The following is a 19,374-nucleotide window of genomic DNA, read 5'->3' on the forward strand; positions in this document are numbered from 1 at the left end:
TCCACGGAACGACCGGCACCCGGCACGACGCACACCGACGCCGATCACGCCCTCTGACGTCCACGGTTCTTGGCACGACGTCCCACCGCAACATGGCCGATACGTCACGGCACTACCATCACGCGCCAGCGGGGCGGTTCGCGCAGACCACGACGCACCGGACATAACCGGACATAACCGGACACATACGGCACGCAAAGGAAAGACAGACACATCCATGAAGATGCTCACCGTAGGCCCGAAGGACATCCACCAGTTCGACACGGTCAAGGAGTTCGCCGAGGAGTTCAAGCTCGGCCCGCGCGATCTGGTCGTCACCATCGGCATGATCCACGACGCGTTCCTGGAACCCCATCTCAATGGCGCGAACGTGCTGCTCGTCGACAAGTACGGCAACCAGGAGCCGACCGACGTGATGATCGACGCGATCATCACGGACGCGAAGGCGTTCGACTACGACCGCATCGTCGCGATCGGCGGCGGCGCGGTGATGGACATGTCGAAGATCGTGGCCGTGGCGGGCGGCGCGTCGATCGACGAGGTCATCGACCACCTGCCCGACTTCAAGCGCACGGTGGGTCTCGTGCTCGTGCCCACCACGTGCGGCACGGGCAGCGAGGTCACGGAGATCGCGGCCATCAACCGCACGCGGCTCGGCTGCAAGGCGGGCATCGCCGGCCCGGAGATGTTCGCCGACCATGCGGTGCTCATCCCCGAACTCCTGTACGGTCTGCCCGACCACGTGTTCATGACCAGCTCGCTCGACGCGCTCGTGCATTCGGTCGAATCCACCCTCTCCCCGAACGCGACCCCGTACACGCGCCTGTTCGGTTATGAGGCGATGCGCATGATCGTGGGCGGTTACCAGGCGATCGTCGAGGCCGGCGGCCCGGACGGCGACGCGGAGAAGCGACGTGTGAAGCGCAACGAGCTGATGACCGACTTCCTCATCGCCTCCGACTACGCGGGCATCAGCTTCGACACGGGCGGCTGCGCGGCCGTGCACGCGCTGAGCTACCAGCTGGGCGGCAAGTACCATGTGCCGCACGGCGAATCGAACTACGCGATGTTCACCGGCGTGCTGCGCAACTACATGGAGATCAAGCCGGACGGCGAGATCGCGAAGCTCAACGGCGTGCTCGCCGGCCTGCTCGGCTGCGACGTGGCCGACGTGTACGACGAGCTGGAAAGACTCATCAATAAGCTGCTGCCGAAGAAGGCGCTGCACGAGTACGGTGTGACCCGCGAGGACCTGCCCGAGTTCACGGACCGCGTGATGACCACGCAGGCGCGTCTCATGCGCAACAACTACGTGCCGCTCGACGCGGCTCGCGTGCGCAAGATCTTCGAGGAGCTGTACTGACGATGACGCCCATCGAACTGGCGACGCGCAGACGGGTCACGGGATTGACGTCGGGTGAGTTCGCCCGTCTGTTCGTGACCATCGAGCGCAAGGTGGGCGGCGAGTCCGCGCACTGGGACGCCTCCGACGTGGAGTCGTGGGAGCTGGTCGGCCCGCCCGTGACCGCCGACCAGCATCTCAACGACACGTTCGCCGCCGCGAACGAGTTCGTCGCGACGCTCGCGAAACGCCTGTACCGGATGATCACCCCGGCCGAGGAGGATACGGTCGTCACCGTGTTCGACGACGACGTGACCTTCTGGGCGGAGCAACCCGATCTGGGCGGCATCCCGCACGCCCTGTGGAACATCGCCGCGTTGCAGGCCATCGAGTGGGTGCGCCTGGAAACGGGCGTCGTCTGCACGCTCGACGTGCGCCCCGCGATCGGCTGAATCCGCCCGAATGCTTCCGTCTCCGTTTTCGCCGCCGGTCTCCGACGAAAGCCGGAAACCTCGACGACCGGCGGCCTCTAGTACAATCGCATGCCCTGCGGCACGGGGGTGAAGCCGGCCTGGTGGAGGACGTGCGCGTATGGGTTGCGTGCGTTCAACGGCACGCCGTTCACGTCGGCGAACGTGACGGTGCGCACGGCCACGCCTCCCGCACCGTCCGTGCCGCCGCGGCGCAGCGCGTAGGCGAGTTCGGTCAGTCCGAGACGCAGACGCGTGTCGGCACCAGTCACGTCACGACCGACGAACACCGTCAGATGCTTGGACTTCGGTGTCGCATAGGACACCGGCCTGCCATCGGCCAACACGATGACGCCTCCCTCGCGCCGTACCGGCTTGGATGCGCCCGCCGGCGCGGACGGCCACGGCAATGCCGAGCCGTACAGGTTCGCCGGGTCGAGCACGGACAACGCCACCGGCGAGCGCATATGTCCGGGGACGCCGGCCTGTCCATCGCCTTCGACCCGCCGCAGTTCGTCGACCGTCTCCCGCTCGGCGAATTGGGCGGCGCCGAATCCTTCGACGAACATGCCGCGGGCGAGGCGCCCATGCTCCTCCATGCGTTTGAGCAGCGGGTACAGTGCGGGGAATCCGCCGGGCAGGTTCTCTTTGTCGATCATCGGCTGGGCGATGACGCCGTACCGGTCGAGCAGGATCTCCACCAGTTCGAGCGCGCGTCGCTCGTCACCTCCATCATCGGCATGATGCCCCGCGGGGGCGTTGTCGTATGCGTTCACGGCATGTTCGTCACCATCGGCCGTCGGATTCGTCGCGTTCCCCATGGCACCCGCACCGGTCGCGGCGTCCGCGCCTGCGACGCCGACCACGGACCACAATCCGCCCAGCGTCATCGGCGTCGCGGGCCGCATGCGGATGCGACGGCGCGACGCACGGGCCGGCGTGCGCACCTTGCGCGAGCCCGCGGCCAACGCGCGTACGGGTGCGAACGAGCTGTTGGTCACTTTCCCCTGCCAGACGAGCGTCCACAACGCCTCCTCGAAGCGTGTCGCATCCCACTCGGGAAGGAGGATCTCGCCGGTCGCGGCGTCGATGTCCGGCTCGGCGATGGTGGTCCAGACGCGTTTGGCGGCGTCGGCGAGCTGTGTCGCATGGTAGGCGCCGCCGGAGGATAAGACCGCGAGGATGGCCGCGGTGTAAGGCGATTCTCCTTCGGTGGCCTCTCCCCCAGGCTCCTGTTCCAGCAGGGGCGAGTCGGCGGGGTGGAAGGCGATGAGTCCCAGGTCGGTGGGGTTCGTGCCGCCGGTTTTGGAGCCGACCCATACCGCTTCGCCGCCGGCGAGCAGTTCGTCGAGCATGGCGGGCGTGTATCCGGCGACGCGCGTCGGGAACACCGACGACTCCCAGACGGCTGCGGGCAGCGCCACGCCCTCCAGTTGCTCGATGACGCGCATCAGCCCGTCCGCGCCCTCGTATGTCTCGCCTCCGACCGGCCCGACGCCCTGCCGGTGCAGCAGGAATGACTGGTACACGGCGGCCGGCACGGGTCGTATCGCCTCGCGCGCCTTGGCGAGCGACCGCGCGCGGATACGGCGGAACACGTCGCGATGCAGCCATTGCGTCGGCTTGTCCCCCGTATGCTCCGGCGCATTGGCATCACCGTCTTCGGCCCCATCATCATCCACGAAACGCCCGTGCAGCAGTTCGCCGCGTTGTTCGAGTTCGTCCAGCGTATGCACGGCCTCGGTCGCGCCGACGCAGAGTTCGGCGATCATCCGGTCCGCGGTGAACGGCCCGTGGGTCTTCGCGTAGCGGGTGACGCGTCCGGCCACGTCGTCGTCGGCGAGTTCGTTCCAGAACGTGCGTCCGGCGAGCTCCCGCGAGACCTCGGCGATCACGTCCGGGTCGAGCACGGCGCTCATGTCGGTGTTGCCGAGCAGCCGTTCGAGCACGTCCGGGTCCATGGACAGCATGCGCACGCTGCGTTCGGCCTGCGGCACGTCGTACTGGTACATGACGGAGCCGACGAAGCCGAACAGTAGGTTTTCGGCGAACGGGGACGGCGTTTCGGTCGCCGCGTCCTTGATGGCTATGGTTCCGGCGTCGAGTCCGGTCATCAGGTCGCGGAGCGCCTTGAGATCGTAGACGTCCTGGAGACATTCGCGCGCGGTCTCGAGCAGCAGCGGGAAGTTGCGTCGCGTGCGTGCCGCGGCGAGCAGTTGGGCGGCGCGGAGCCGCTGCTGCCACAGCGGCACGCGCCGGCCGGGTTCGGTGCGTGGCAGGTAGAGCGAGCGTGCGGCACATTCGCGGAACCGCGCCGCGTAGAGCACGCTCTCCCCCACTTCGCGTTCGACGATGCGTGTGAGCTCGTCGGGTGTGAACAGGAGCAGGTCGCGTGCGGGGATGTCGCCGACGCCGTCGGGGATGCGGATGACGATGCCGTCGTCGGCCGCGTAGGCCTGCCCGTCGAATCCGTAGCGTTGCTTCAGCCGCGTGGTGATGGCCATCGACCATGGTTCGTGGACGCGTCGGCCGTATGGCGAGTGGATGATGATGCGTTGGTCGCCTTCCTCGTCCGGGCATCGTTCGACGACGATCGTGCGGTCGGAGGGGATGATGCCGGTGGCCGCCTGCTGTTCGGCGAGCAGCCTGGCGAGGTTGCCGACGGCGTTGCGGTCGAGGCCGTCGGCGGCGAGGCGCGCGAGGACGGACGGGGCGAAGGATGGGGACGACGGTGATACCCCCTCAGTCCGCTTTGCAGACAGCTCCCCCTCGAAGGGGGAGCAATGTTGGTCGGTCGTCGTCATTGCTGTCCGCTTCGCGGACAGCTCCCCCTCACGGGGGGAGCGGGAAATGGTGAGGCCGGCGGCGAGGTCGCGGATGAGGCGGCCTTTGGCTTGGCCGAAGCCGGCGTCGCGTCCGGATTCCTCGCCGTGCCAGAATGGCAGGCGCGCGGTGCGGCCGGGGGCGGGCGTGACGACGACCCGGTCGCGCGTGATCTCCTGGATCTGCCAGGTGGAGGTGCCGAGCGTGATGACGTCGCCGACGCGTGATTCGTACACCATCTCCTCGTCGAGTTCGCCGACCCTCCGTCTCCCTTGGTTGCCGTCCGCTTCGGGCAGGACGACCGTGTAGAGGCCCCGGTCGGGGATGGTGCCGCCGGAGGTGACGGCGAGCCGTTGCGCGCCGGGCCGCGCCGAAATGCGGTTCGCTTCGTGGTTCCACATGAGCGGCGGGCGGAATGCGGAGAACTCCTCGGTGTCGTAGGCGCCGGTGAGCATGCCCATGACCGCGTCGAACATGCTCCGGTCGAGTCCGGAGAACGGTGCGGCATGGCGTACGGCCGCATACCAGGCGTCCGGGTCGAGGTCGTCCATCGCGGCGGCGGCCACGGTCTGCTGGGCGAGCACATCGAGCGGGTTGCGCGGTATGGCCAGTGGTTCGAGACGGCCGTCGCGCATGCTTTCGATGGCCGCGGTCACGCCGATGATCTGCTCCCGCGTCAGCGGGTAGAGCAGGGCGTGCGAGACGCCGCCGACGTGATGGTCGGCGCGGCCGACGCGTTGCAGTCCGGATGCGACGGACAGCGGCGGTGCGATCTGGATGACGAGGTCGACCGACCCCATGTCGATGCCGAGTTCGAGACTGCTCGTCGCGACCACGCACTTGAGCTCGCCGCGCTTCAGTCGTTCCTCGATCTGCTTGCGCCGGTCCTTCGAGACGGAGCCGTGGTGCGCCATCGCGATCACATCGTCCGGACCGTGCGAGCCGACGAGCTGCGTCGTGCCGCCGACGACCGCATCGTAGTGTGCGGCGAACTGCTCACGTCCTTCGGGCGAGCCCGTATCGGCCGACGTGGGAGAGGTGACGGAACTCCCGCTCCCCCGTCGCTCGGCGTACAGGTCGTTCAACCGCGCGGTGAGCTTCTCGGCGAGTCCGCGCGAGTTGACGAACACGAGCGTGGTCCGGTGCGCGAGGATCTCGTCGAGCACGCTCGCCTCGACGACCGGCCAGATCGATCCGCTTGTGCGGTCGCCGGCCGCGCCGACGACCGCCGTGGACGAATCGCGGCCGGCGAGGCCTTTGCGCTCGGCGAGCCGTTGCATGGCGGGCGTCACGCCGGAGATATAGGGCGCGTCGGCACGCGCCGTGTCGACGCCGCCTGCGCGGTGCGGCACGTTCGCGGAGGAGAGGTCGTGCATGTCGGCCAATGGTTCGACGACCTTCAGATCCATGTCCGGACGTGAACCGGGGTTCACGATTGTGACGGACCGGCTCCCGCCGAGGAAGCGCGCCGCCTCGGCGGGCGGGTTCACGGTGGCGGACAGGCCGATGCGCTGCACGGGGGAATCGCCGGCGACGAGCCCGTCGAGCCGTTCGAGGCTCAGCGCGAGGTGGCTCCCGCGTTTAGTGCCGGCGAGCGCGTGCACTTCGTCGACGATGACCGTGTCCACGGTTTTCAGGATGCGCCGGGCCTTGGAGGTGAGCAGCAGGTAGAGCGATTCGGGTGTGGTGACGAGGATGTCCGGCGGGTGGGCGGCGATGGCGCGGCGTTCCTTGGGCGTGGTGTCGCCGCTGCGCGTGGCGACGCGGATGCGCGGCGCGGGCAGGCCGAGCGTCTCGCATTCGCCGGCGATGCCGTCGAGCGGCGTTTCGAGGTTTTTGGCCACGTCGACGGCGAGCGCCTTCAGCGGGGAGATGTAGAGGATGCGCACGCCGTGGGTCGTGCGCTTTGCGGAGGCTGAGGCGGGACCACCCCCAGTCGGCTTCGCCGACAGGCCCCGCCGGCGGGGGCGGGAAGCAGCGGTCGGCTCCGAGTCGCGAGGAACCGCTGCGGCCGATTCCGGGAGGGGGCCGGAAGTAGAAGCCGACTCCGAGTCGGGGCACGATGCGACGGCCATCAGGCGGTCGATGGCGGAGAGGAAGGCGGCGAGGGTCTTGCCGGAACCGGTGGGGGCGACGACCAGCACGTTCTCCCCGGAGCGGATGGCCGGCCACGCCCCGCGTTGGGCTTCGGTCGGTTTGCCGAAGGCGCGGTGGAACCAGACCCTCGTGGGCTCCGAGAACGATTCCAATCCTTCGCACATATGTTCGATTATCGCCTCGGCCGCGGACACGTGACACGCGTTCGTCCCGACGCCGGCACCGACGAATCCGTCCGGTCAGTCCTCCACGTATTCGAGGACGTCGCCGGGCTGGCAGTCGAGGGCCGCGCAGAGCCGGTCGAGCGTAGTGAAGCGTATCGCCTTGGCGCGTCCGTTCTTGAGCACGGACACGTTGACGGGCGTGATGCCGATGCGGTCGGCGAGCTCGCCGACGCTCATCTTGCGTTTGGCGAGCATGACGTCGATGTTCACGCGGATGGCCATTCAGATCACCGCCTCGAGCTCGTCGCGTTGCGCGATGGCCGCGTTGAGCAGGGACCGCATGACGAGCATGAGCAGGATGAACGCGGCGATGAGCAGCAGTGCGACGACGCACGCCACGCTCATGGCGACGGCACCCATCGCGACGTCCGCGGAGGCGCCTCGGGCCGAATCGTAGTATTCGGCGTGCGCCAGCGAGCCGTAGAGCAGCACGAACAGCACGAGCGCGCCTTCCGCAGTGGCGCATGCGACGATGGCATCGGTCCATCTCACGGCTTTGCCGGAGAAGACGTCACGTCGTTTGACGAGCGTGAGCAGCCGCCACAGGGGGATCAGCGCGACCTCGAAGCACAGGATGCCGAGCAGTCCGGCGACGGCGTACGGCCATCGGGCCGGGGCGAGCTCCGGGTACATGGCGGTGATGTCGCCGGAGAGGACGACCACGACGCACTGCCCCCACAGGCAGATCAGTTCGAAGAGGACGATCATCGCCTTGAGCACGGCGATCGCCGTGGGGTGATACTCCTTCCAGAGCCGCACGTCGGGTACATCACTCCCGTCCGATCGATCGACGCCAGCCATATGCCCCACCGCCTTCCTTGTCGCATGCACCTGAACCCATCCCGAACGGGCGCAGCGCATCATTGCAATCGCACGACGATAATAACCTATCGAAATTCGATATGCAAATTCGGTGAAGAATCGTATCTCGATAATCATCTATCGTTTTTCGATAGCTTACGGTGAGGGCAAAGCACGACGAAGCGACGGACGGCCCGCCGCACGCATCATCGAAGGAGCACGACATGAATCCGCAACCATCGACCACCACGCAACCACCCGCCACGCGGCCAACGACCGCACGACCGTCGCCCACCGCCGCGAAACCCTCGACGCGGACCATCCTCACGCTCGCCGTCTCGCTGCTCGTCGTCGTGGCGTTCGATCGTCTCGTCATCGCGGCGCCGTTCCGATACGCATCCCCGTTCACGCCGATCGCCGTCTTCTGGATCGCCGGCGTGGCGGCGACGACCCTGCTGCACTGGCGGACGGCAATCCGCCGCCCGATGACGTGGTTCGTCGCCACGGCCGTCGTCGCCTGCGCCGTCTGGACTGCGACGGACATGGCCGGGGCGTTCGCGACATACGACGTCACCTATCCGCTCACGATGTTCGTGGCCGTGCCCGCGCTGCTCATGCTGCATCTGCAGCTCGTGAACGGCCGGTTCGATGTGTGGCGTCCCGCCGGCGTGGCGTTGCGCTGGCTGACCGGATGGGCGGTGCAGCCGTTCTCCGGATTGGGCGCGTTCGGCCGCGCCGTCGCCGGAATCGCCCGTATCACCACCCGCACCGTCTCGGACGGCGACCGTCGCCCGACGTTGCGCCGCATCGGCCTGGCGGCGGCCATCGCCGTGCCGACGATCATCGTGCTGGGCACGCTGTTGGCGAGCGCCGACATGGTCTTCGCCTACGCGCTCTCCCGTCTCGCCGCGGACGTCGACGTGACGGCGTTCGCCTGGCATGCGGGGTTCGTGCTGGCCGCGTTCCCGTTCATGTTCTCGCTGCTCGCGAACCAGGATATGCGCGGCGGCGAGGTCGCCGACCTGTACGGCAGGCGGGTCGCGCTGTCGTTGGATCCGGTGGTGACGGCGATCGTACTAGGCGCGGTGCTCGCCCTGTACGTCGTGTTCTGCGCGGTGCAGTTCGCGTTCCTGTTCGCCGGCGCGGGCCTGCCGGACGGCATGACGTACGCGGAGTATGCGCGCGGCGGGTTCTTCCAGCTGCTGCTGGTCGCCGCGATCGATCTGGGCGTGTTCGGCGTCGTGCTCTCCTACGCGCCCCGGACGCGCACGCTGACGGCGATGCTCGTCGCGCTCGTCGCGGCGACGGGCGTGATGCTGGTCTCGGCGGGTATGCGGCTCGGCCTGTACGTGGGCGCGTACGGGCTCACGTGGCTGCGGTTCGCGTCGTTGACGTTCATCGGCTTGCTGGCCGTGGTGCTTGTGCTGTGTCTCGTGAAGACGGCGACGGTGCGTATGCGCGTGGACCGGCTGCCGTTGGTCGCGACGTGCCTCGTCCTGTTCGTCGTCTGGTATGTCGCGCTCGGATGGTGCGATCCGATGGCGTTGGTCGACGCGTACAACGCGTCCCACGGGTTCGACGCGGCGGGTGCGATGGCGATGATGTGACGGCGGCCGCCACGCACGACGGCCGCCGGGACGTCATGCGCGCTTGCGGCGCAGGGTCTCATGCATGACGACCATGAGCAGGAGGAACGCGAACAGGTAGAACGGGAACAGGCCGATGCTCATGTACTGGGCGATGAGTCCGAACAACGGCGGCATGAGCATGGAGCCGACGTAGGCGAACGCCATCTGCACGCCGATGATGGCCTGCGAGTTCTCCTCGCCGAAGTATCCGGGCGTGGAGTGGATGACGCACGGGTAGATAGGCGCGCAGCCGAAGCCGACGATCATGAGGCCGGCGAGCACGCCGATGTGGTTCGGCAGCGGGATGAGCATGGTGACGGCGCCGAACGCGATGAGCACCTGTCCGAGGCGGATCATCGCCGGGTCGGACAGCTTCATCGTGATGAAGCCGCTCAGGCCGCGGCCCACGGTGATGCCGATGCAGAACAGGCTGGCCCAGCGGGCGGCGGTCGTCTTGTCGATGCCCTGGCCGAGCACCATGTAGCTGGAGCCCCACAGCATGGCGGTCTGCTCGATGGCGCAATAGCACAGGAACATGATGAGGATCTCTCGCGCGCCGCGGATGGCGAGCACGCCTTTGAGCCCGAGCGGCTTGCGGAGCTCCGCGGACTGGGCGCCCTGCGCGCCGGCGTCGGGGCCGGAATCGGAATCGGGATCGGGCCCGGGCCCGGAGGGAGCCGGGGCCGCGGCCGCCTTGCGCGACTTCCACAGCGGCAGGCTGAGGATGAGGATCGCGGTCAGACCGATCTGCAGGAATCCGATGTACCGGTAGCCCCACGGCCACCCCTGCCCTCCGGCGAGCGCATGACCCATCACATAGGGGCCGATGAGCGCGCCGACGCCCCACATGCAGTGCAGCCAGCTCATGTGACGGCTCTCGTAGTGGATGGCCACGTAGTTGTTGAGCGCCGCGTCGACGCCGCCGGCGCCCAGACCGTAGGGAACGGCGAGGAGCACCAGCACCCAGTAGTTGGGGGCGACGGAGAAGCCGAGCAGGGCGGCCGCGGTGATGGCGACGGATGCGGCGGTGATGCGGCCCGTGCCGAACCGCAGGGTGAGACGGTCGGACAGGAGCGCGGAGCAGATGGTCGCCGCGGAGATGGTCATCGAGATGCCGCCCGCCCACGAGACGGGGGCGCCGAGATCCTGGCTCATCGTCGGCCATGCGGCGCCGAGCAGGGCGTCGGGCAGGCCGAGCGATATGAAGGCGACGTAGATGACGGCGAGCAGCAGGCTTGCCATGGTTTCCCTCCACTGTGACGGTCAATCGTTATGTACGTTCGTACATACTAGCGGGCGGCGCATGACAGAACGGCCCCGGGACACGCCGAAGGCGTCCCGGGGCCGTATGCGATGGAAGACGGCGACTACGCCGCGCCCGTCACGCGGAGAAGTAGGCGAGCACGTCGGCGGCCGAGCCGAACGACGCCTGCGCGCCAAGACGCGTGGCCGCGTAGCCGGCCACGTAGGAGGCCATCTGCGCGGATTCGAGCAGCGAATAGCCGGCGGCGAGGCCGGAAAGCACGGTGCCCATGAACGCGTCGCCGCAACCGGTCGTGTCCTTGGCGGGGACCTTCGCCACATCGACGCGGTACCAGCGGTAGTTCTCGATGACGACGGACCCCTGATCGCCGAGCGTGACGATCGCACGTTCGAACCCGTAGTCGGCGATGCGCGACACCACGTCGTCCCAATCGCAGCCCGACCAGTCGCCGCCGTCCGGCTCGTCGAGTTCGAGCAGCTGGGCGGCCTCATGCTCGTTGACGAGCAGGATGTCGGTGGAGGTGACGAGTTCGTGCGGCAGTTCGGGTAGGAACGGCGACTCGTTGAGCAGCACGGTCACGCCGTCCGCGTGCGCGGCCTCGGCGGCGGCGATCACCGTGGTCATCGGGCTTTCCAGGCACAGGCCGAGCACGCTCGCATCGGCGAGCGCGTCTCGGTGCGACTGCACGTAGCCGGCGCTCACCTTGCCGTTCGCGCCCGGCGAGTAGACGATCGTGTTCTCGCCGTTCGCGTCCACGGTGATGACGGTGGTGCCGGTCGCGCCCTCGGTGCGCAGGATCTCGCTCGTATCGACGCCGGCCGCGTCGAGTTCGCCGAGCAGGAAGTCGGCGTTCGGATCGTTGCCGACCGCGCCGTAGATGCACACGTTGGCGCCGAGACGCGCCGCGGCGGACGCCTGGTTCGCGCCTTTGCCGCCGGGCAGGATGCGCAGCGCCCCGCCGCGGACGGTCTCGCCGGGTTCGGGCAGGCGGCGGGCGGTCACCGTGTAGTCGGCGTTCATCGAGCCGACGACGGCGACCGATCCTTCGGCGCGTTCCAGGCTGATGAGTCTGTCGCGCACCTCCTGCGGCATGACGGGGCGCATGCCGCCTTCGAGCACGACGGCGGGGATGACGCCGGTCATCACCACCGGTTTGAGGCCGGAGCCGGTGCCGTTGGTGACGATCGCCGGCATGGATTGGGTGACCGACTGGACCACCGACTGGGCCAGCGACGGTTTGGCGGCGCGGGAGGAGGATTGCGCCACGGACTGTTGGACGCCGGCGGGCACCTGCACGACCGGCTGCGTGGCCGTGGGCGCCTGCACGACCAGCGGCTGCGGCTGGGATTGGGATTGGATGGGCGGGGACGGCACCCCGGCGGCGAGCGCCTCCTGCTCCACCGACTGCACGAGGGAGGCCAGACGCTCCTGGGATTGGATCTTCGACCGTTCGCTCATCGGCGTGACGGGCGGGATGGCCGCCGGCATCGTCTCGGCGGCGGGATGGACGACGGGAATGCGTTCGGTGTCCGCGGGAGGCTCCACCGCTTGCGCCTGCACCTGCGCCGCTTCCTCGGACGGTACGATGACGGTGGGACCGTCGTCGGGCATGTCGCCGCTCTCTTCTGCGCTCATCTCGGTATTCACATCGAACAAGCATAGTAGCGGTCGCGCACAAATCGTACACATACGTAAGTGCCCGGTTGCACGAAGCTGCAACCGGGCACTTACACTCCCCCGCCGTCGCCGACGCAGGAGCCTCGCAGAACCGTCACGTGTCGATCTTGGAACGGTCGAAATCGTCCGCGTTCTCGACGATGAACGCCTTGCGCGGCGGCACGTCATCGCCCATGAGCAAGCTGAAGATCTCGGCCGCCTGCGCGGCGTCCTCCATGCGGATGCGGCGCAGCATGCGCGTACGCGGGTCCATCGTCGTGTCGGCCAGCTGGTCGGCGTCCATCTCGCCCAAGCCCTTGTAGCGCTGGATGTCCGGATTGTAGGAGATGTGGCGGCGGTCCAGATCGGCGAGCTTGCCGGCGAGCTCGTCGTCCGAATACGTGTAGATGTATTCGCCCTTGTGCGAGCCGGCGAGCGCGATGCGGTGCAGCGGAGGCACGGCCGCGTACACGTGGCCGTGTTCGATGAGCGGACGCATGTAGCGGTAGAACAGGGTGAGCAGCAGGATGCGGATGTGCGCGCCGTCCACATCGGCATCGGTCATCATGATGACCTTGTTGTAGCGCGCCTGCTCGATGTCGAAGCTCTGCCCGCTTCCGGCACCCACCACCTGGATGATGGCCGCGCACTCCTTGTTCGACAGCATCTGAGTGATCGACGCCTTCTGCACGTTGAGGATCTTGCCTCGAATCGGCAGGAGCGCCTGGAAGCCGGAGTTGCGGGCCGCCTTCGCGGTGCCGAGCGCGGAGTCGCCCTCGACGATGAACAGTTCGGCCACGTCGTCGTTGCCCGGCTGGCAGTCGGACAGCTTCGACGGCATCGACGCGGATTCGAGCGCGTTCTTGCGGCGCGTGACCTCCTTGGCCTTGCGCGACTGGACGCGGGCGTGCATCTCGCCGACGATCTTCTCGAGCACGCGCGCCGACTGCTCCTTGTAGCCGCGTTTGGCGCCGGTGATCATCTCACCGAACTGCTTGTCGGTCATGCGGGTGACGATCGGCTTGACCTGCGCGGTGCCGAGCACGTCCTTGGTCTGCCCCTGGAACTGCGGTTCGGCGATGCGCACGGTGACGACGGCCACGAGACCGGCCATGATGTCGTCGCGTTCGACGCGCATGTGCTGGTCCTTGAGGTTCACCTTGAGCTTGCGCGCGTTCGCCTCGACGGCCTTGCGCACCTGCCGGGTGATCGAGTTCATCAGCCCGTCGACGTGCATGCCGCCGCCGGGCGTCTCGATGATGTTGACGAAGCTGCGCATCACCGTGTCGTAGCCGTTCACCCATCTCAGGGCGATGTCGACGCCGCAGGTGCGCGTCACGTTCTGGGCGTGCAGTTCGCCGTTCTCGCCGACGGCCTGCGTCTCCTCCTCGTAGGTGCCTTCGCCCTGGATGCGCCAGATGTCGGAGATTGGTTCGCCGTGGGAGAGGAAGTCGACGAAGTCCTTGACGCCGCCGGTGTGGAGGAACTCCTCGACGCGGGCGTGCGTGTGCGCGGCCGCGTCGGCCTGCGCCACGGCGACCGCCTCGGACGGCTCGGCGACCCCGGACGCGGCGGGCGCGTCGGAGTCATCGGGGGTCTCGGAGGCCGTCTCCGTCTCGGAGGCGGCCGTGGTCCCGGCCGGCGCGACGGCGTCGACCTCGCGCATCTCGTCGAGCGACGCGTCGCCCGTCTCGGGCACGTTCTCGTCGACGACGGTGATCTTGAGACCCGGCACGAGGAAGCTGGTCTGGCGCACGCGGTCGATGAGCTGCTCGTAGGAGAATTCGGCGGTGCTGTTGAAGATCTCCTTGTCCGCCCAGTAGCGGATGCGAGTGCCGGTGCGCTTGGCGGGCACCTTGCCGACGATCTCCAACTCGGTGGGCCGGTTCTTGCGCGTGCGCTTGAACGGCGAGTCCGGCGAGGGGTTCGCCGGGTCGGCGTCCGCGTACACGCCCGGATGGCCCTGATGGAACGACATGTGGTGCGTGAGCCCGTCGCGGTCCACCCACACGTCGAGACGGGAGCTCAACGCGTTGACGACCGACGAGCCGACGCCATGCAGGCCGCCGACCGCGTTGTAGGAGGAGTTGCCGAACTTCGCGCCGGCGTGCAGCTTGGTGAGCACGACCTCCACGCCGGTGAGCTTGGTCTTCGGCTCCTTGTCGACCGGGATGCCTCGTCCGTCGTCCGCCACCTCGATCGATCCGTCGGTGTGCAGAGTCACGACGATGTTCGTGCAGAACCCGGCCAACGCCTCGTCGACGGAGTTGTCGATGATCTCCCACAGGCAGTGCATGAGGCCCTGCGAGTCGGTGGTACCGATGTACATGCCCGGACGCTTGCGCACCGCGTCCAGGCCTTCAAGGACGGCCAAATCCTTGGCGCCGTATTCCTCTTTCGCCATAATCCCCTAGTGTTGAACGATGGTTGGTCGGCGGCCGCCGATCACTGATCCAGGAAGTCGCGCAGCGTCTGCGAACGGGACGGGTGGCGCAGCTTCGACATGGTCTTCGACTCGATCTGGCGGATGCGTTCGCGGGTCACGCCGTACACGCGGCCGATGTCGTCGAGGGTCTTCGGCTGGCCGTCCTCCAGGCCGTAGCGCATCTTGATGACGCCGGACTCGCGCGGCGACAGGGTCTCGAGCACGCTCTTGAACTGCTCCTGGAGCAGCGAGAACGCGACCGCGTCGGACGGGGCGATGGCGTCGGTGTCCTCGATGAGGTCGCCGAACTCGGAGTCGCCGTCCTCGCCGAGCGGGGTGTGCAGCGAGATCGGCTCGCGGCCGTACTTCTGCACCTCCTGCACCTTCTCGACCGGCATGTCGAGCTCGCGCGCCAGCTCGTCCGGCGTGGGCTCGCGGCCGAGGTCCTGCAGCATCTGGCGCTGCACGCGGGAGAGCTTGTTGATGACCTCCACCATGTGCACGGGCACGCGGATGGTGCGCGCCTGGTCGGCCATGGCGCGGGTGATGGCCTGGCGGATCCACCAGGTCGCGTACGTGGAGAACTTGAAGCCCTTCTTCCAGTCGAACTTCTCGACGGCGCGGATCAGGCCCAGGTTGCCTTCCTGGATGAGGTCGAGGAAGAGCATGCCGCGGCCCGTGTAGCGCTTGGCGAGGGAGACGACGAGTCGCAGGTTGGCTTCGAGCAGGTGGTCCTTGGCCTTCTTGCCGTCGTTCGCCGCCCACTTGAGCTCGCGCTTGCGCTTGAAGTCCATCGTGTCGCCCTCGGTGTCCAGCAGGTGCTGGGCGTACAGGCCCGCCTCGATGCGCTCGGACAGGTCGACCTCCTGCTCGGCGTTCAGCAGGTTGACGCGGCCGATCTGCTTGAGGTAGTCCTTGACCGGATCGGCGGTGGCGCCCGCGGTGATCACGCGGCGCTTCGGGTTGCCGACCTTGCCGCCGCGGCGGCGCGGACGCGGCTCGTAGTCGTCGTCATCGTCGCGCACGACGAAGGCGCCCTTCTGCTTGGGCTCCTCCGTTTCGGCGGGCTTGTCGTCATCATCGTCATCGGAGTCGTCGTCATCGTCGAGGTCGTCGTCGGAATCCTCGTCGTCCGCATCATCCGACTCGTCGTCGACGTCGCCGCCGTCGATGTCCTCGTCGAGGTCGTCGAGATCGTCGACGTCGAGATCGTCCTTCTCGTCGTCCAGCTCGTCGACCTCGTCCGCCTCGACCGGCTTCGCCGGCTCGTCCTTCTTCCTGCGCGGACGCTTCGCGGCGGCCTTGCGTGCCGTGGTCTTCGCGGCCGTCTTCTTCGCGGCCGTCCTGCGCGCGGTGCTGGCTTTCTTGGCGGCGGCGGGCTTCGTGTCCTTGGTGTCCTCGGTCTTGTCGCCGGCCGTCGTGCTCTTGGTAGCCAAACTGTTCCTCCTCGCGGTTCCTCGCCCCGCCTCATATACCACAAGGGCACACTTCTGGCAAAGGCAAATCGTCAACTATGTGAGTAAACCACCCCATAGGGACGATTATTCCCGTCGCGAAGAAACCCGCGCGCCCGGACGCGCCACGGCACCGCTCAAGTGCAGCTGCACGCCGGTCCCAGACCGCGTTCCGACGCGCCCAGCACGATCGCCGCCAGCGTGCAATCCTCGTCGGCGGCGAGCGAGCGCAGCGCGTAGACGGGGGCGCGGCAGTCGCCCAGCCACCACAGGATGTAGGCGATCGCGGCGAACGGCTGCGCCGTCATCGACAGCGGCATCAGGCACGCCATGGCGGAGAACATGGTGATCCCCGCCTGGCAGCGGTCCATGTCCGGCCCGTCGTCGTCCTTGAAGGCGGCGGTCATCAGGTCGCGCACCAGCGCGGAGACGGGAGGCGTGCGCGGGCGCGACAGGATCGTCATCAGCGTGTCCCTGTCGCAGGCTGCCCGGTCGACGATCAGCGAGAGGATCAGCGCGTCGCGCATCGCCAGCACCTCGTGCATGCCGACGGCGATCGTGGCCATCGTCTCCTCGTCGAGGTCGACGCGGCCGTGGTCGATGTTGTCGAGCCACTCGTCGAGCGGACCGTCCATCCACTCGTTGTTGCCCGATTCCGGGCCGCGTTCGCGCCGATCGGCGCGCAGGCGCCCCACGAGCCCGTCGATCACGTCGGCATCGAGCTCGTCGAGCCCTTCGAGGAACTCGCGGCACTCGTCCGGGCTGTCGGCGTGCACGGGCCGCTGCCTCCTCCCCTCGGGGCCGGGCGGATCGTGCGGATTCGCGTTACGGGTGCGTCGGTGCTTCGTCATGGCATCCTCCTTGATGGTCGTTCGATGGTCGTTCCGTCACGGCCGGGGTTCCTCGGCCGTGATGCCAGTATGACGGCGCGGACCCGCCGCGCGCACGCTCCACGGCCAATGTGGTCAGTACCCTGCGAGGCCTTGGAACCATTGGGTTCTTGTGTTCGGCGCACATTGTGGATAACTTAGAGGCATGTGCTTGAGAGACGTTGACCGTTCCCTGATTGAACCGCGTATCGCCGCCCTGGTGGCCGAACGGGCGGGCGTGCCCGCCGAAGGCGCCGCCGAGGCCGGCTCCCCCATCCCCGCCGCCTGCCGGTCGATGATGGACGCGGTCGTACGTCAGGGCGTGACCTCCAGCGAAGGCGGCAAACGTCTGCGCGCGCTGCTCGCCCTCGCCGCGTACGACGCGTTCGGAGGGGACACGGCGGCGCGCGACGCGATGGTGGATATGGCGTGCGCGATCGAGGTGTTCCAGACGGCGGCGCTCGTGCACGACGACATCATCGACGACTCCGACCTGCGCCGCGGCAAGCCAAGCGCGCACCGGGCGCTGGAGGACCGCACCGGCGACGCGGCGATCGGCCGCGGGTTGGGGCTCATGCTCGGCGACCTGCTCGCCACCGCCTGCGTCGACATCGCCAACAGCGCGGCCGCACGGCTCGAGAACCCGTCCGCGCTGGTCTCCGCGTTCCTCACCATGCAGCGCGAGGTGGAGATCGGACAGGTGCTCGACCTCGCCGTCGAACAGGCGTCGCTGGCCGACCCGCAGGCGCTCGCGGAGGCGTCGCTCGGCGTGTTCCGCTGGAAGACGGCCAGCTACACGACGATCGCGCCGCTCGAACTCGCACTGCTCGCCGCCGGCGACGCCCCGGCGGACGCGCGCGCGAAGGCGCTCGCCGTGGGTGTGCCGCTGGGTCTCGCGTTCCAATTGGAGGACGATCTGATCGACGTGATCGGGTCGAGCCGCACGAGCGGCAAGCCGGTGGGCGGCGACATCCGCGAAGGCAAGCGCACGGTGCTGCTCGCCGACGCGCTCGAAGCCGCGTCCGACACGGAGCGCGCCGAACTCGTCGCCATGTTCTCCGCCCCCGCGCGCGACGAGGCGGACGTACGCCGCGCGATCGGCCTGTTCGCCTCCACCGGCGCCGTGGACCGTTCCCGCGAACGCATCGCGGACCTGTGGACGCAATCACGCGAGGCGATCGACGCGCTCGGCCTCGGGCCGGCCGCGCACAGGCGCCTCACGGACGCGTGCGCGCGTTTCGTGCCGGACGTGGCCGAACGCTAGAGTGGAACGGCAAGGGAGTCTTCCGCTGCGGCGCGCGCGGCGGGAAACGACCCGGTGATTTTCGTGAGTGACGTAAGGACACGGACGCAACCCTATGAGTGAAGCCGCAAACACCCCCGTAGGCCAGATGATCGAAGGCCGCTACCGCATCGTGCGCCGAATCGCGCAGGGCGGCATGGCGACGGTGTACGAGGCGCAGGACGAACGGCTCGGCCGCACGGTGGCCGTCAAGATGATGCACACGCAACTTGCGCAGGGACCGCACCGCGACCAGTTCCTCGAACGGTTCCGCCGCGAGGCGCGGTCCGCCGCGCGCATCGCCAACCCGCACGTCGTGCAGGTGTACGACGCCGGCGAATCCGACGGCCGCGCCTACCTCGTCATGGAGTACGTGCACGGCGTGAACCTTCGCCACGAGATGAACGAGCAGGGCGTGTTCAGCGTACGCCAGACGCTGCGCGTCGTCGCCGAGACGCTCGACGGCCTGTCCAGCGCGCATCAGGTGAACGTCGTACACCGCGACATCAAACCCGAGAACATCATGCTCAACGATCGAGGCCGCGTGCAGATCACCGACTTCGGTCTCGCGAAGGCCACCTCGCAGGCGACGCTCTCCTCCACCGGCATGCTGCTCGGCACCGCCGCCTACCTGCCGCCGGAAACCATCGAACGCAACGAGGCGACCCCGCAGGGCGACCTGTACGCGGTCGGCATCATGGCGTGGGAGATGCTCGTCGGCCACGTGCCGTTCATCTCCGACAATCCCGTCACGCTCGTCTTCAAGCACGTCCATGAGGACGTGCCGCCCCTCACCACGCCGTGCCCCGGCATCGACCCGGCGGTCGCACGATTCGTCACACACCTGACCGAACGCGCCATCGACGCGCGCCCCGCCGACGCGACCGCCGCGGCGGCGGAACTGCGCGACGTGATGCGCACGCTGTCGGTGGAGGCGTGGCAGTACCGGCGACCGGCGTCGGCGGATGCCACGGACGCCGCGGACGCCGCCGGTTTCGACGGCGCACGCACGCCGGTCGGCGCACGGCTCGCCGGGGCG

At 68.2% G+C, this 19,374-nt stretch carries 13 protein-coding genes; 5 read left to right on the forward strand and 8 right to left on the reverse strand.

The window, feature by feature from the left end; translation table 11 throughout:
* Positions 1-217: 217 nt before the first annotated feature.
* Complete coding sequence (locus tag BSTEL_RS10950) at positions 218-1,363, forward strand: 4-hydroxybutyrate dehydrogenase (protein WP_034530366.1); 1,146 nt, start codon at positions 218-220, stop codon at positions 1,361-1,363.
* A gap of 2 nt (positions 1,364-1,365) precedes the next feature.
* Entirely contained in the window at positions 1,366-1,794 is a 429-nt protein-coding gene (locus BSTEL_RS10955; RefSeq protein WP_034530368.1) for a hypothetical protein, read from the forward strand.
* A gap of 77 nt (positions 1,795-1,871) precedes the next feature.
* Here BSTEL_RS10955 and BSTEL_RS10960 read toward each other — a convergent pair whose 3' ends face one another.
* The 3 genes from BSTEL_RS10960 to BSTEL_RS10970 all read right to left on the reverse strand — a co-directional run bounded on the left by BSTEL_RS10960 (position 1,872) and on the right by BSTEL_RS10970 (position 7,757).
* Positions 1,872-6,896 carry an Lhr family helicase gene (locus BSTEL_RS10960; protein ID WP_034530370.1) on the reverse strand — a complete coding sequence of 1,675 codons (5,025 nt, stop codon included), beginning with the start codon at positions 6,894-6,896 and terminating at the stop codon, positions 1,872-1,874.
* Between the two features lie 75 nt (positions 6,897-6,971).
* Complete coding sequence (locus BSTEL_RS10965) at positions 6,972-7,178, reverse strand: helix-turn-helix domain-containing protein (RefSeq protein WP_034530371.1); 207 nt, start codon at positions 7,176-7,178, stop codon at positions 6,972-6,974.
* The gene (locus BSTEL_RS10970; protein WP_051923091.1) at positions 7,179-7,757 is read right to left on the reverse strand and encodes a DUF2975 domain-containing protein; all 579 of its coding nucleotides are present in this window, start codon (positions 7,755-7,757) and stop codon (positions 7,179-7,181) included.
* 224 nt (positions 7,758-7,981) lie between these two features.
* Here BSTEL_RS10970 and BSTEL_RS10975 point away from each other — a divergent pair, with 224 nt between their 5' ends.
* A complete protein-coding gene (locus BSTEL_RS10975; RefSeq protein WP_051923092.1) occupies positions 7,982-9,364 on the forward strand; it encodes a DUF4153 domain-containing protein in 1,383 nt (460 codons plus the stop codon).
* Between the two features lie 33 nt (positions 9,365-9,397).
* Here BSTEL_RS10975 and BSTEL_RS10980 read toward each other — a convergent pair whose 3' ends face one another.
* The 5 genes from BSTEL_RS10980 to BSTEL_RS11000 all read right to left on the reverse strand — a co-directional run bounded on the left by BSTEL_RS10980 (position 9,398) and on the right by BSTEL_RS11000 (position 17,035).
* On the reverse strand, positions 9,398-10,627 hold the full coding sequence (locus BSTEL_RS10980) for an MFS transporter (RefSeq protein ID WP_034530373.1): 1,230 nt from the start codon (positions 10,625-10,627) through the stop codon (positions 9,398-9,400).
* 139 nt (positions 10,628-10,766) lie between these two features.
* Entirely contained in the window at positions 10,767-11,741 is a 975-nt protein-coding gene (locus tag BSTEL_RS10985) for a ribokinase (RefSeq protein ID WP_034530394.1), read from the reverse strand.
* A gap of 679 nt (positions 11,742-12,420) precedes the next feature.
* Entirely contained in the window at positions 12,421-14,709 is a 2,289-nt protein-coding gene (locus BSTEL_RS10990; protein ID WP_034530375.1) for a DNA gyrase/topoisomerase IV subunit B, read from the reverse strand.
* Positions 14,710-14,750: 41 nt separating this feature from the next.
* A complete protein-coding gene (locus BSTEL_RS10995) occupies positions 14,751-16,166 on the reverse strand; it encodes an RNA polymerase sigma factor (RefSeq protein ID WP_034530379.1) in 1,416 nt (471 codons plus the stop codon).
* A 155-nt stretch (positions 16,167-16,321) separates the two neighbouring features.
* Positions 16,322-17,035, reverse strand: a complete 714-nt coding sequence (locus BSTEL_RS11000) for a hypothetical protein (protein WP_051923093.1) — start codon at positions 17,033-17,035, stop codon at positions 16,322-16,324.
* A gap of 184 nt (positions 17,036-17,219) precedes the next feature.
* Here BSTEL_RS11000 and BSTEL_RS11005 point away from each other — a divergent pair, with 184 nt between their 5' ends.
* Complete coding sequence (locus tag BSTEL_RS11005) at positions 17,220-18,317, forward strand: polyprenyl synthetase family protein (protein WP_034530380.1); 1,098 nt, start codon at positions 17,220-17,222, stop codon at positions 18,315-18,317.
* Between the two features lie 94 nt (positions 18,318-18,411).
* On the forward strand, positions 18,412-19,374 hold a 963-nt coding region (locus tag BSTEL_RS11010; RefSeq protein ID WP_156963309.1), incomplete at its 3' end, for a protein kinase domain-containing protein.

It is taken from the genome of Bifidobacterium stellenboschense (assembly GCF_000741785.1).
In the GTDB taxonomy this organism is placed as follows: Bacteria; Actinomycetota; Actinomycetes; order Actinomycetales; family Bifidobacteriaceae; genus Bifidobacterium; species Bifidobacterium stellenboschense.